Source organism: Sedimentitalea arenosa, from assembly GCF_016428585.1.
Lineage (GTDB): Bacteria > Pseudomonadota > Alphaproteobacteria > Rhodobacterales > Rhodobacteraceae > Sedimentitalea > Sedimentitalea arenosa.
Window position 1 is genome coordinate 67,972 of sequence record NZ_JAELVR010000011.1, and the last position, 13,229, is coordinate 81,200.

Here is a 13,229-nt window from a genome sequence, read left to right on the forward strand (position 1 = left end):
GATGGCGGCGCGGATCGATTTCTGGTTCGATTTCGCATCGACCTATTCCTATCTGTCGGCGATGCGGATCGGGGACGCCGCACGGGATGCGGGCGTCACGGTGACATGGCGGCCCTTCCTGCTGGGGCCGATCTTCGCGGCGCAGGGCTGGACCACCTCGCCGTTCAACCTGTTCCCCGCCAAGGGCCGCTACATGTGGGAGGACATGGCGCGGCTGTGCGCGGCGCGGGGCCTGCCGCTGGTGCAACCGCCCGGCTTTCCGCAGAACGGCCTGCGCGCGGCACGGGTGGCGCTGGCGGCGCTGGAGCACGACGCGGGGCCGGCGTTCTGCCGCGCGGTGTTCGCGGCGCAGTTCGGCGAGGGGGCCGACATCGCACAGGACGCGACCATCGCCGCGTGCCTGGCGCGGGCCGCTCTGCCCGAGTCGCTGCTGGCCGCAGCCGACGATCCGGCGCGCAAGGCGGCCTTGCGCGCGCAGACCGAGGCGGCACAGGCGCTGGGGCTGTTCGGCGCGCCGAGCTTTACCCTGGGCACGGCCATATACTGGGGCGATGACCGGCTCGACATGGCGCTGGCGGCGGCGCGCGCGGACAAAGATTAGAATCGTTCCAAACCTTGACTCGGGCGACGCGCGGGCGCATATCCTGACGTAATCAATCGGAGATACGCCATGTTCATCCAGACCGAATCCACGCCGAACCCCGCGACGCTGAAATTCCTGCCCGGCCAGACCGTGCTGGAGGTGGGAACGGCCGATTTCCCGAGTGCCGACACCGCCGGCAAGTCGCCGCTGGCCAAGCGCATCTTCGCGGTCGAAGGCGTGACGGGCGTGTTCTTCGGCAACGATTTCGTGACCGTGACCAAGGCCGACTCGGTCGATTGGGACCATATCAAGCCCTCGATCCTGGGCGCGGTGATGGAGCATTACCAGTCCGGCCAGCCGGTGATGGACGACGGGCACACCGCCGCGTCGGGCCATGCCGAGCACAGCGGCGAGGATGCCGAAATCGTCGGTCAGATCAAGGAGTTGCTGGACAGTCGCGTGCGCCCCGCCGTGGCGCAGGACGGTGGCGACATCACCTTTCACGGTTTTGATCGCGGCGTGGTCTACCTGCACATGCAGGGCGCCTGCGCGGGCTGCCCCTCCTCGACCCTGACGCTAAAGATGGGCATCGAGAACCTGCTGCGCCACTACATTCCCGAGGTGACCGAGGTACGCCCGGTTGCCGTCTGAACACCTGGTTCTGGGCTTTGACACATCGGCCGCGCATTGCGCGGCCGCTTTGCTGTCGGGCGAGCGGCTTCTGACCGAGCGGCTGGAGCCGATGACCCGGGGGCAGGCCGAACGGCTGATGCCGCTGCTGGAGGACGTGCTGGCCGAGGCGGGCATCGAGTGGGCCGACCTGACCGCGATCGGTGTCGGCGTCGGCCCGGGCAATTTCACCGGTATCCGCATCGGCGTCTCGGCGGCGCGCGGGCTGGCGCTGGGGCTTGGCATTCCGGCGGTCGGCGTGACCGGCTGCGCGGCGCGCGCGCGTCTGGCGCCGGGCGCGACGGTCGGCATCCCGGCCCCGCGCGACCAACTTTATCTGTGCGACGCGGCCGCGCCCGACGCCGTGCCCCGCCTCGTCGATCGCACCGAGGCGGGCGACGTGTTGGCCGAGCCCAGCCCCGCCGGGCTGGCCGAGGCCATCGCCCGGATCGCGGCCGAACGCTGGCGCGACGTGACGGCACCGCCCGCACCGCTCTATGCGCGGGCCGCAGATGCGGCCCCCTCGCGGGACGCGCCCCCGGTGCTGCTGGATTGATGACGCCCGCCCAGATGGCCGAAACCCACGCGGCGGCCTTCGCCGAGGCGCGGCCCTGGAGCGAGGCGGAATTCGCGGCGCTGCTGGCCCAGCCCCATTGCCATGCAATCGGCGATGCACGGAGCTTTGCGTTGATCCGGGTGATCGCGGACGAGGCCGAACTGCTGACCATCGCCACCCGCCCCGACGCGCGGCGGCAAGGGCTGGCGCGGGCCCGGATGGAGGCGTGGCAGGCGCGCGCCCGCGCGACGGGCGCGGACCGCGCGTTCCTCGAGGTCGCGGCGGACAACGTGGCGGCGCTGGCGCTCTACAAGACATGCGGATTCGCCGTCGAGGGACGGCGCAAGGGCTATTACCCGCGCGCCGGGAGCGCGGCGGTCGACGCGATCGTGATGGCACGCGCGCTGACCTGACGGCAGCGGCGCGACTCCGCGGTTGCCGCGGGCAGAAAGCGGTTGACCCTGTGCGGGCTCTGCGGCCTTATTCTGGGCATCACGGCCGACATGCGCGCCGGACCGGGCCGACCGGGAACCTGGCGGCCTGAGACACAAAACCAACCGGGAGACGACACATGACATTGATGAAGACTCTGACGGGCGCGGCCGCGGGCCTGGCCCTGACCACGGGCGCCGCGCTGGCCGAACCGGCGCTGATCTTCGACCTCGGCGGCAAGTTCGACAAGTCCTTCAACGAGGCGGCCTTCAACGGGGCGCAGCGCTGGGTCGAGGAAACCGGCGGCTCGTTCCGCGAGATTGAACTGCAATCGGAAGCCCAGCGCGAGCAGGCGCTGCGCCGCTTCGCCGAGGCCGGGTCGAACCCGGTGATCACCATGGGCTTTGCCATGGCCGATCCGCTGTCGTCGGTGGCGCCGGATTACCCGGACACGAAATTCGTCGCGATCGACGTGACCTGGCTTGAATCACCGAACATTCGCCAGATCGGCTTTGCCGAGCACGAAGGCTCGTACCTGGTCGGGATGATGGCGGCGATGGCGTCCGACTCCGGCACGGTCGGCTTCATCGGCGGCATGGACATCCCGCTGATCCGCCATTTCGGCTGCGGCTATGCGCAGGGTGCCAAGGCGGTCAACCCGGACATCACCGTGATCGCCAACATGACCGGCACCACCCCGGCCGCCTGGAACGACCCGGTGAAGGGCAGCGAACTGACCAAGGCGCAGATCAGCCAGGGCGCCGACGTGATCTATGCCGCCGCCGGCGGCACCGGCGTGGGCGTGCTGCAGACCGCCGCCGACGAGGGCATCCTGTCGATCGGCGTGGACAGCAACCAGAACCACCTGCATCCGGGCCAGGTGCTGACCTCGATGCTCAAGCGGGTGGACGTGGCCGTCTATGACGCGCTGAAGGCGGGCGAGAACGTCGAGACCGGCGTCTTTACCCTGGGCCTGGCCGAGAACGGCGTCGGCTATGCGCTGGACGACAACAACGCGCCGCTGGTCAGCGACGAGATGAAGGCCGCCGTGGACGAGGCGCGCCAGAAGATCATCGACGGCGAGATCGAAGTGGTCAGCTACTACGCCAACGACAGCTGCCCGGCTCTGAGCTTCTAGGTGATGCAGCAACACTCTTCAGCCAGGTGCGCAAGGATCTGGCTGGATTGCCGTGGGGGCTAAGATGCGCAATTTGCTTGCAATATCCGCCTTGCTTTTAGGGTTCGCGTCCGCGGCCGGCAGTCAGGTCATCGAGTTTCAGGCTGACGGTGACGTTGTGATTGTCCGAACGGTTGAGATGTTCGGATCAGCCAAAACGGAATTCATCGGCCAGCCCGGTCAGTATTACCAATGTGTCGCCTTTGACCAGGATGACAAACCTCTCGGTGTAACGACTGCAACAACGGAGCTCGGCGCGATTTTTCAAGACCTTCCGGCTGCCGATGTTGCCAAAGTCGTTTGTCGGAAAGTGTAAGGTAATGCTGTGACGTCCCCGGCGATTGAACTCAAGGGCATCTCGAAGGCCTTTGGCCCGGTGCAGGCCAACAAGGACATCTCGATCCGGGTGATGCCGGGCACGATCCACGGCATCATCGGCGAGAACGGGGCGGGCAAGTCCACCCTGATGAGCATCCTGTACGGCTTTTACAAGGCGGATGCGGGCGAGATCTTCATTTCCGGTCAAAAGACGGAGATTCCCGACAGCCAGGCCGCCATCGCCGCGGGGATCGGCATGGTGTTCCAGCACTTCAAGCTGGTGGAGAATTTCACCGTGCTGGAGAATGTCGTGCTGGGGGCCGAGGACGGGCGGCTTCTGAAGCCGAGCCTCGCCAAGGCGCGGGCCAGCCTGCTGGACCTGGCCGAGGAATACGGACTGAACGTCGATCCGGACGCGCTGATTCAGGATATCGGTGTTGGCAAGCAGCAGCGGGTCGAGATCCTGAAGGCGCTGTATCGGCAGGCGGACATCCTGATCCTGGACGAGCCCACCGGGGTTCTGACGCCCGCCGAAGCGGACCAGCTGTTCCGCATCCTGCACAGGCTGCGCGAAGAGGGCAAGACGATCATCCTGATCACCCACAAGCTGCGCGAGATCATGGATACGACCGACACCGTCAGCGTGATGCGGCGCGGCGAGATGACCGCGACGGTCAAGACCAGCGAAACCAGCCCGGAGCACCTGGCCGAGCTGATGGTCGGGCGCAAGGTATTGCTGCGCGTGGACAAGGCGCCCGCGACGCCGGGCCAACCGGTGCTCGAGATCGAGAACCTGCGGGTGGTGGACGAAAAGGGCGTCGAGCGCGTAAAGGGCATCGACCTGACCGTGCGCGCGGGCGAGATCCTGGGCATCGCCGGGGTGGCCGGGAACGGGCAGTCCGAATTGCTGGAAGTTCTGGGCGGGATGCGGCCGGGCACCGGAACGATCCGCCTGAACGGCATGCCGCTGGCCCTGTCGGGGCCGGGATCGGACGCGCAGGCGCGCCGCGCGGCACACATCGCCCACGTGCCCGAGGACCGGCAGCGCGAGGGGCTGATCATGGACTTCCACGCCTGGGAGAACGTCGCCTTCGGCTATCACCGGGATGCGCGCTACAGCAGCGGGCTGCTGATGAACAACCACGCGCTGCGCGCGGACACCGAGGCGAAGATCGCCAAGTTCGACGTGCGCCCCGCCGACCCCTGGCTGCCGGCGAAGAACTTCAGCGGCGGCAACCAGCAGAAGATCGTCGTGGCGCGCGAGATCGAGCGCAACCCGGACCTGCTGCTGGTCGGGCAGCCGACGCGCGGCGTCGATATCGGCGCGATCGAGTTCATCCACAAGCAGATCGTGGCGCTGCGCGACGAGGGCAAGGCGATCCTGCTGGTCAGCGTCGAGCTGGAGGAGATCTTCGGGCTCGCCGACCGGATCGCGGTGATGTTCGACGGTCACATCATGGGCGAGCGGATGCCGGACGCCACCGACGAAACCGAACTGGGCCTGCTGATGGCCGGGGTCGCCGGGGAGGCCGCCTGAGATGGACGTGATGCCGAAATGGGCCGATGTCGTCCTGATCCCGCTGATCAGCCTGATCCTGGCGGCGATCCTGTCCGCGCTCGTCATCATCGGGATCGGCGAGGACCCGGTCGCCGCCGTCAAGCTTATGGTGCAGGGCGCGCTGGGATCGACCTATGGCTGGGGCTACACGCTCTATTACGCGACCAATTTCATGTTCACCGGGCTGGCCGTGTCGGTCGCCTTTCACGCCCGGCTGTTCAACATCGGCGGCGAGGGCCAGGCGATGCTGGGAGGGCTCGGCGTCGCCATCGCCTGCCTTTACGTGCCCTGGCCGCACTGGTCGCTGGCGCTGATCGCCGCGACGCTGGCGGCGGCGCTGTTCGGGGCGGCCTGGGCGGCGATCCCGGCCTGGCTGCAGGCCAGGCGCGGCAGCCATATCGTCATCACCACGATCATGTTCAACTTCATCGCCGCGGCGGTGCTGAACTATGTGCTGGTCAACCTGATGCGGCCGCAGGGCTCGCAGGATCCGGCCAGTGCGCGGTTTCCAGACGCGGTCCACCTGCCCACCCTGCACGAGATGCTGGCCCCTGTCGGTATCGAGTTCTCGAAGGCGGCGCCGGCCAATATCAGCCTGCTGGTGGCGATCGGCGCCTGCATCTTTGTCTGGCTGCTGATCTGGCGCACCCGCCTGGGCTATGAGATCCGCGCCTATGGCCATTCGGAAACCGGGGCGCTTTATGCCGGGATCTCGGCGGTGCGGATCACCATGGTCGCGATGCTGGTCTCGGGCGGGCTTGCGGGCATGATGGCGATCAACAACGTGATGGGCGAGGCCGAGCGTCTGGTCATGAACGCCACCGAGGGGGCCGGGTTCATCGGTATCGCGGTGGCGCTGATGGGGCGCAGTCATCCGTTCGGCGTGTTCCTGGCGGCGATCCTGTTCGGCTTTCTCTACCAGGGCGGCGCGGAGCTGGCGCTGTGGACGACCATCCCGCGCGAGCTGATCGTGGTGATCCAGGCGCTGGTGATCCTGTTCACGGGCGCGCTGGACAACATGGTGCGGATGCCGCTCGAGCGTCTGTTCCTGGCGATGGGGCGTCGTCAGGGCGCGGCACAGCCCGCCCCGCTGCCCGCACCGACGCATCCGCCCTCGGTCGAGCGCAAAGACGGCCGGGAGGAACCGTGATGGATTTCCTGACGCTGATCCAGGTGCTGGACAGCACGATCCGGCTGGCGACGCCGTTGCTGCTGGCCTGCCTCGCCGGGCTGTATTCCGAGCGCGCGGGCATTTTCGACATCGGGCTGGAAGGCAAGATGCTCGCCGCGGCCTTCTTTTCCGCCGCCGTGGCCGCGGTGACCGGATCGGTCTGGCTGGGCCTGCTGGCGGGGATCGCGGCCTCGCTGGTGCTGGCCGGGCTGCACGGGCTGGCCTCGATCACCTTTCGCGGCAATCAACTGATCTCGGGCGTGGCGATCAACTTCCTGGCGGCCGGCATGACGGTGCTGATCGCGCAGGACTGGTTCAGCCAGGGCGGGCGCACGCCGTCGCTGATGGGCGGGGCGCGGTTCGAGCCGATCACCCTGCCCTTCGCCGAGGCGCTGTCGGGCGTTCCGATCCTCGGCCCGATCTATTCCGAGCTGCTGTCGGGGCATTCGATCCTGGTCTACCTGGCCTTCGCGGCGGTGCCGCTGACCTGGTGGGTGCTGTTCCGCACCCGCTTCGGCCTGCGCCTGCGCGCGGTGGGCGAGAACCCGGCCGCGGTGGACACGGCGGGGGTTTCGGTGGTGGGCTTGCGCTATGCGGCGGTGGCGATCTGCGGCGTGCTCTGCGGCATCGCCGGCGCCTATCTGGCCACGGCTCTGCAGGCGGGCTTCGTCAAGGACATGACCGCGGGGCGCGGCTTCATCGCGCTGGCGGCGCTGATCTTCGCCAAGTGGCGGCCCTGGCATGCGATGTATGCCTGTCTGCTGTTCGGCTTCCTGCAGGCGGTGGCGCTGCGCTATCAGAACATCGACCTCGGCGGGATCGTGATCCCGGTGCAGGTGATGGACGCCCTGCCCTATATCCTGACGGTGGTGATCCTGGCCGGCTTCGTCGGCAAGGCGATCCCGCCGCGGGCAGGTGGCGAGCCCTACGTCAAGGAGCGGTAAGGCCAGTCTGAGGTTTGTGATCGGTCCTGAGGGCCACCGAGCGGCATGATCTGTTGATTTCCGTCGATCCGGCGGTCTAACAAGGACCATGCAGATCTACCTTCCCATAGCCGAGGTTTCGGTCAACGCCTTCCTTCTGCTCGGCCTTGGTGGGATGGTGGGCATCCTGTCGGGCATGTTCGGGGTCGGCGGTGGCTTCCTGATGACGCCGCTGCTGTTCTTCATCGGCATTCCGCCGGCGGTCGCTGTCGCCACCGAGGCGAACCAGATCGTCGCCTCGTCCTTTTCCGGCGTGCTGGCGCATTTCAGGCGCAAGACGGTCGATCTGAAGATGGGCACGGTGCTGCTGGTCGGCGGCCTCGTCGGCGCCGCGCTGGGCGTCGTGGTGTTCAACTACCTCAAGAGCATCGGCCAGGTCGATCTTCTGGTGCGGCTTTGCTATGTCGTGTTCCTGGGCGTGGTCGGCGCGCTGATGTTCGTCGAGAGCCTGAACGCGATCCGCAAGTCGCGCAAGCCGGGCGGCGCGCCCGTCGCACGGCGGCAGCGGACCTGGGTGCATGTGCTGCCCTTCAAGATGCGGTTCCGCACCTCGGGGCTCTACATCTCGGTCATCCCGCCGCTCGTCGTGGGTGTTCTGGTCGGCATCCTGGCCGCGATCATGGGGGTCGGCGGCGGTTTCATCATGGTGCCCGCGATGATCTATATCCTGGGCATGCCGACCAAGGTGGTCGTCGGTACCTCGCTGTTCCAGATCATCTTCGTCACCGCCTTCACCACGATGCTGCACGCGACCACCAACTACACGGTCGACATCGTGCTTGCGGTGCTGTTGCTGGTCGGCGGCGTGGTCGGCGCGCAGATCGGCACCGTGATCGGCGTTCGGATGAAGGCGGAACAGCTGCGCATCCTGCTGGCGTTGATGGTGCTGGCGGTCTGCGGCAAGCTGGCGCTGGACCTGTTGCTGCAGCCCGGCGAGCTTTACTCGCTCGGCGCGCCGGGCGGGCATTGAGCATGCGCGCCTTCCTCCTCGCCCTGCTGATGCTTCTGCCGGGACTGGCCATGGCCGAGGAGGTCGTGCTGGGCCTGAGCAGCGACCAGGTGGCGATCACCACCAGTTTCGACGGCTCGGAGATCCTGATTTTCGGCGCGGTCAAGCGCGAGCGCCCGATCCCGGCCGGCGAACCGCTGGAAGTGGTGATCACCGTGGCGGGCCCGTCGCGCCCGGTTATGGTGCGGCGCAAGGACAGATGGTTCGGCATCTGGGTCAACACCGACGCGGTCGAGGTCGACCGCGCGCCGAGCTTTTACGCGGTGGCGACCACCGCGCCGATGAACGAGGTGTTGAGCAACACCGAGGACCTGCGCCACAGGATCACGATCGACCGGGCGATCCGGTCGGTGGGCGCGCCGGATTCGGTCAAGGATTCGGCCAGTTTCACCGCCGCGATCATCCGCATCCGGCGTGACAACGGGCTCTACCAGATGCTGGAAGGCCAGGTGGCGCTGGACCAGCAGACGCTGTTCCGCACCGCGATCCGGATGCCGGCCAATCTGACCGAGGGCGATTACATCACCCGCATCTACCTGACCCGCGGCGGGCAGGTCGTGTCGAGCTACCAGACCTCGATCGACGTGCGGAAGGTCGGGCTGGAGCGCTGGCTGTTTGGCATGTCGCGCGAACAGCCGATGCTGTACGGGCTGATGTCGCTGGCCATCGCCATCGCCGCTGGCTGGGGCGCCTCCGCCGCGTTCCGCCTGTTGCGGAACTAGGTTCAGCCGCGCCCGATATAGGGCATCTTGGTCGCCATCACCGTCATGAACTGGACATTGGCCGAGAGCGGCAGGCTGGCCATGTGCAGCACCGAGTTCGCCGCGTCCCGCACCTCCATCACGGGCTGCAGGTCGGCGTCGGGGTTCTCGGCGAGCGCCCGGTCGTTCAGGCTCTGCACCATCGGGGTCAGCGCGTTGCCGATGTCGATCTGCCCGCAGGCGATGTCGAAGGGACGCCCGTCCAGCGACAGGCTGCGGGTCAGGCCGGTGATCGCGTGTTTCGTGGCCGTGTAGGGCACCGAGCCCGGGCGCGGCACATGAGCGGCGATGGAGCCGTTGTTGATGATCCGCCCACCCTGCGGCCGCTGCGCCCGCATGGCGGCGAAGGCCGCGCGGGCGGCGAGGAACATGCCGGTCAGGTTGACGTTCACGGCGCGCAGCCAGTCATCGATCTCGATCTCGTCGATGTTGCCCTGCGGGGTGAAGATGCCGGCATTGTTGAACAGCACGTCGAGCCGCCCGGTTTTGCCGACGAAGCTGTCGAAGGCCGCCGGAAGCGCCGTTGCGTCGGTGACGTCGGCCACCAGAGGCTCGACCTGGTCGGGGTAGCTGTCGGCCAGGGTCTGGAGCGGCGCCGCGCGGCGGGCCAGCGCGCCGACATGCCAGCCTGCCTGCAGGAAGGTTTCGGCGGTGGCGAGGCCGATGCCCGAACTCGCCCCGGTGATGAGGATGGTTTTCATGGGGTCTCCGCTTCAAGGGTGAGGGGAGCGGGCGCCGGGCGGCGCAGGTCGTCGACCTGCAGTGGACGGGTCGGCCGCGCCAGGCGGTTGCGCACGACCCAGATCAACCGGTCCTGCGCCCGCGTGATCGCCACGTAGGCAAGGCGTTTCCACAGCGGTTGGCCGGCCTCGACCCGGCCCATGCGCGCCGCGACGAAAAGATCGGGGGCAAAGACCTGCACCGTTTCCCATTGCGAGCCCTGCGCCTTGTGGATCGTGACCGCCGCGCCGTGCAGGAAGGTCGCACCCATGCGGGCGGCGTAGGGAATGAACGGCTCCTCCTCGTCGGGCTTCTCGATCTTGACGATCGAGGCTGCGCTGACCTGCGGGTCTTCGGCGCCGATCACGTGAAGCCGCGAGAATCCCGGCTTGTTGCCGGGGCCGAGATAGACGACCTGCGCCCCCTTGATGAGACCGCGCGCCTCGAGATCGAGCCGTTTCTTGCGGTGTTTCAGGGGCAGTTCGATGCCGTCGCAGACCAGTGGCTCGCCCTCCAGCAGCGCATCCTCGGGCGCGCCATGGACCGACCGGAAGGCGTTGATCAACCGGATGCGCGTGGCGTTGCGCCAGACCAGAACCGGGCTGCGCGCCATCAGGTCGACCTCGACACGCTGGCCCCAGACCACCCTGTCGTCACGACGGGCGGTCTCCTCGACCATGCGTTCGAAATCGTGGAACTCGAGTTGCGGGTCCGCCAGAGCGTGGGCGAGATCCAGGATCGGGTTGTCGGCCTCCTGCCGGTGGATGCGGCTGAGTTCGAGCTTGCGGGCCTTGGGCAGCCCGTCGAACACCATGCTGCCGGACTGGTTGACCGGCGCAAGCTGTGCCGGGTCGCCGAACAGAAGGAGCGTGGGAAAGATCTCTTTCAGGTCCTCGAACTGCCGGTCGTCGAGCATCGACGCCTCGTCGACAAAGCCGATGTCGAGCGGATCTTCGCGCCGTTTCCAGCCGGTGATGAAATCCGAGCCGCGCAGGCCGGCTGCGGCGAGCGCTCCGGGGATCGAACTGTTGGAGGCATAGAAGGCCGCAGCGCGATCCAGCGCCTGTTCGGTCAACCCCTCGATCACGGGCCGTTCACCATTGCCGGCCAACCATTCGGCAATGCGCTCGTATTCCGGGTCATAGACCGGTGTATAGAGGATGCGGTGGATCGTCGTCGCCGGCACCCCGCGCAGGCGCAGGACGCTCGCCGCCTTGTTGGTCGGGGCGAGGATCGCCAGCGTCCGGCGGTCCTTGCGGCGGCGGCCCTCGTAGTCGCCCGAGACGATGTCGACACCCGCGGCCTTGAGGTTCCTGTAGAATTCCGCCAGCAGCAGCGTCTTGCCCGAGCCGGCCTTGCCGATCAGCGCCGCGACCCCTGCACCCGCCTCGCGCGGCGGCAGCAGCAGGCCGTCGTCGAGGTCGATGCCCGCGCCGCGCAGCATCTCGGTGACGCTGTCATGGGCAGCGGCCTGGTCCTCGGACAGGGTGACGGGTTGGTCGGTCATGGCGCGACCCTACAGTCGCGCCCATGGCTTCGCCAGTCGGGAAAGCGCCCCGGTGTCTGATCAGGCCGACAGGGCGACCTGCGGCCGCGCGCCCGCACCAAAGGCGCGGTCGAACCAGAGGCGCGACAGTTCGGGCGAAATCCCCGCGCGGCGGGCGATGGTCGCCTTGGCTTCGGGCGTGAATTCCCAAAGGCCGACGCTGATCTTGTCGCGCCCTTCGCCTTCGCTGCCCAGAACTTCGGGCGACGATCCGATCAGGCGGTAGATGCGCACCATGCGGGCGTCGAACACGCCGACGAAATGACGGATGCCGAAGCCGGTCATGATTTCGCCACCGGCGAGCATCAGGGCCGCGGCCACGTTGGAGGCCGCGTTGCGTGACAGGCAGAAGCGGGTGCACTCCCAGATCAGCGCGCTCGAAATCACGGCACCGGTCAGGTGGCCGAATACATCGTTGACCATCACCGGGCCGGTGGTCGGCAGGAAACGCATCGAGCCGCCATGGCTGCCATCCGCGTTCTCCCAGATCACGTAGAGCGGGTTGAGCCGGTCATACTGATCGCGTTCCTGGCCGTTGGCGTCGACATCGACATCCCAGCCGAGGCGCGTCTTGAACTGGTCGGCGCGGTCCTCGAACATGGTCCGGGCCAGTTTCGGGTGATTGTGAAGGTCGTTTGCGTAGATGTAGCGCAGCATGAGCATGTCCCCTTGTCGTCCTGCATGAGAACAAACGTAGGACAAAGAAGGTTAATACCGCGTCAGCGGCGCGCGCGGTTCATCAAACCACGATTAACCCGCGGCTCATCGCACGGGCGACCGCGTGGGTTGTGTTGAGCGCACCGAGCTTGAATCGGGCGCTTTCTATATAAACTCGCAACGTGTGTTCGGAGATCGAAAGCGTCTCGGCGACCTGTGCCCTACTGTAGCCCATGGCCAGCAACGTCATCGCATCCACTTCGCGCGGGGACAGCGCTCGGGATTGTTCAGGTTGCCGGTTGGGCTCGAATTCCAGGGCCTTTCGATTGAAGTAATGCGCGATGAGAATCAGGTCGCGGCTGTGTTCCTCTGTGAATGCCTCCCACGTGGCGTCGTCGCAATTGTGGCTGACCGTGAAAAGGGCGAACTGCCCGTTCGGTCCGCGAATCGGAATCGAGAAGCCCTGGTTTCCGACCCCGTATTTGAGGGCCTCGCCGAAAAAGTGCCGTGAGGCTTTCGAAGACCAGTCGAGCCGTTTCCAGTCCACCGGATGAAATCTCTGGAAGCATCCGGCGATGACGGGGTCGATTCGGTGATAGTTGAGCTCCAGATAGCGGTCGCGCCATTCGTCGGAATAGGTGCCGCAGCCATATTGGTCGCCTGCGCTGTCGACCCAATGATAGACGATGTGGTCAACACTGAACGCGTCGCGCAGGGCCTCGGTAATTCCCTGCAGTTCCTCAAGCGCGCTGGTGGCGTCCAAGTCCTCCAAGATCTGGTTCAAGTTGACCGTGTTCACCATTTAAACGCGCCTGCGCCTTTTCGTTCTGGGACGCGATTTCTGCAGCCGCGATCAGCTTGGTGTCATCGAGCTGTTCGGCCAAGGCCCCCAGGCCATTTGCCGAGGCAAATGATTTGAGGTCCGCGAGAACGTCCAGTATCCAGTCATTGTGCGTCATCAGAATCGTCTCACAGTAGTTAACGAAAGATTAACACAACTTTAGCACGAGCCGATTTGTTAGGAAATTCGCCGCTTTCAACTCCCCAGAAACAGCGAGGGCGGATTTTGCAAGCCACTGATCCCGAAAG

Annotated in this window: 16 protein-coding genes; 11 read left to right on the top strand and 5 right to left on the bottom strand. The window is 66.6% G+C overall.

Annotated features, from left to right (window positions below; translation table 11 throughout):
• The first annotated feature begins 1 nt into the window (after position 1).
• The 11 genes from JF290_RS15755 (at position 2) to JF290_RS15805 (ending at position 9,178) form a co-directional block, all read left to right on the top strand.
• Positions 2 to 601 carry a 2-hydroxychromene-2-carboxylate isomerase gene (locus JF290_RS15755; RefSeq protein ID WP_199025855.1) on the top strand — a complete coding sequence of 200 codons (600 nt, stop codon included), beginning with the start codon at positions 2 to 4 and terminating at the stop codon, positions 599 to 601.
• Positions 602 to 670: 69 nt separating this feature from the next.
• Positions 671 to 1,234: a NifU family protein gene (locus tag JF290_RS15760; RefSeq protein ID WP_199025856.1), complete on the top strand. Its 564-nt coding sequence runs from the start codon at positions 671 to 673 to the stop codon at positions 1,232 to 1,234.
• A complete protein-coding gene (gene tsaB / locus JF290_RS15765) occupies positions 1,224 to 1,808 on the top strand; it encodes a tRNA (adenosine(37)-N6)-threonylcarbamoyltransferase complex dimerization subunit type 1 TsaB (protein WP_199025857.1) in 585 nt (194 codons plus the stop codon). Before JF290_RS15760 ends, tsaB begins: the two co-directional genes overlap by 11 nt.
• Positions 1,809 to 1,822: 14 nt before the next feature.
• Positions 1,823 to 2,221 carry a GNAT family N-acetyltransferase gene (locus tag JF290_RS15770; protein WP_199025858.1) on the top strand — a complete coding sequence of 133 codons (399 nt, stop codon included), beginning with the start codon at positions 1,823 to 1,825 and terminating at the stop codon, positions 2,219 to 2,221.
• Between the two features lie 158 nt (positions 2,222 to 2,379).
• The gene (locus JF290_RS15775; protein ID WP_199025859.1) at positions 2,380 to 3,378 is read left to right on the top strand and encodes a BMP family lipoprotein; all 999 of its coding nucleotides are present in this window, start codon (positions 2,380 to 2,382) and stop codon (positions 3,376 to 3,378) included.
• Positions 3,379 to 3,442: 64 nt separating this feature from the next.
• A complete protein-coding gene (locus tag JF290_RS15780; protein ID WP_199025860.1) occupies positions 3,443 to 3,733 on the top strand; it encodes a hypothetical protein in 291 nt (96 codons plus the stop codon).
• Positions 3,734 to 3,742: 9 nt separating this feature from the next.
• Complete coding sequence (locus tag JF290_RS15785; protein WP_199025861.1) at positions 3,743 to 5,272, top strand: ABC transporter ATP-binding protein; 1,530 nt, start codon at positions 3,743 to 3,745, stop codon at positions 5,270 to 5,272.
• 1 nt (position 5,273) lies between these two features.
• Positions 5,274 to 6,443, top strand: coding sequence for an ABC transporter permease (locus tag JF290_RS15790; RefSeq protein ID WP_199025862.1), 1,170 nt, complete (start codon positions 5,274 to 5,276; stop codon positions 6,441 to 6,443).
• Positions 6,443 to 7,408: an ABC transporter permease gene (locus tag JF290_RS15795; protein ID WP_199025863.1), complete on the top strand. Its 966-nt coding sequence runs from the start codon at positions 6,443 to 6,445 to the stop codon at positions 7,406 to 7,408. Before JF290_RS15790 ends, JF290_RS15795 begins: the two co-directional genes overlap by 1 nt.
• A gap of 88 nt (positions 7,409 to 7,496) precedes the next feature.
• On the top strand, positions 7,497 to 8,417 hold the full coding sequence (locus JF290_RS15800) for a sulfite exporter TauE/SafE family protein (RefSeq protein ID WP_199025864.1): 921 nt from the start codon (positions 7,497 to 7,499) through the stop codon (positions 8,415 to 8,417).
• Positions 8,418 to 8,419: 2 nt separating this feature from the next.
• Positions 8,420 to 9,178: a TIGR02186 family protein gene (locus JF290_RS15805; protein WP_199025865.1), complete on the top strand. Its 759-nt coding sequence runs from the start codon at positions 8,420 to 8,422 to the stop codon at positions 9,176 to 9,178.
• A gap of 2 nt (positions 9,179 to 9,180) precedes the next feature.
• Here the strand turns inward: JF290_RS15805 and JF290_RS15810 are convergent, their stop codons facing one another.
• The 5 genes from JF290_RS15810 to JF290_RS15830 form a co-directional block, all read right to left on the bottom strand.
• A complete protein-coding gene (locus tag JF290_RS15810) occupies positions 9,181 to 9,918 on the bottom strand; it encodes an SDR family oxidoreductase (RefSeq protein WP_199025866.1) in 738 nt (245 codons plus the stop codon).
• On the bottom strand, positions 9,915 to 11,444 hold the full coding sequence (locus JF290_RS15815) for an ATP-dependent DNA helicase (protein ID WP_199025867.1): 1,530 nt from the start codon (positions 11,442 to 11,444) through the stop codon (positions 9,915 to 9,917). Before JF290_RS15815 ends, JF290_RS15810 begins: the two co-directional genes overlap by 4 nt.
• 60 nt (positions 11,445 to 11,504) lie before the next feature.
• Complete coding sequence (locus tag JF290_RS15820; protein WP_199025868.1) at positions 11,505 to 12,140, bottom strand: acyl-homoserine-lactone synthase; 636 nt, start codon at positions 12,138 to 12,140, stop codon at positions 11,505 to 11,507.
• An 82-nt stretch (positions 12,141 to 12,222) separates the two neighbouring features.
• On the bottom strand, positions 12,223 to 12,942 hold the full coding sequence (locus JF290_RS15825) for a helix-turn-helix transcriptional regulator (protein ID WP_199025869.1): 720 nt from the start codon (positions 12,940 to 12,942) through the stop codon (positions 12,223 to 12,225).
• Complete coding sequence (locus JF290_RS15830; protein WP_199025870.1) at positions 12,881 to 13,099, bottom strand: hypothetical protein; 219 nt, start codon at positions 13,097 to 13,099, stop codon at positions 12,881 to 12,883. Before JF290_RS15830 ends, JF290_RS15825 begins: the two co-directional genes overlap by 62 nt.
• Between the last annotated feature and the right edge of the window lie 130 nt (positions 13,100 to 13,229).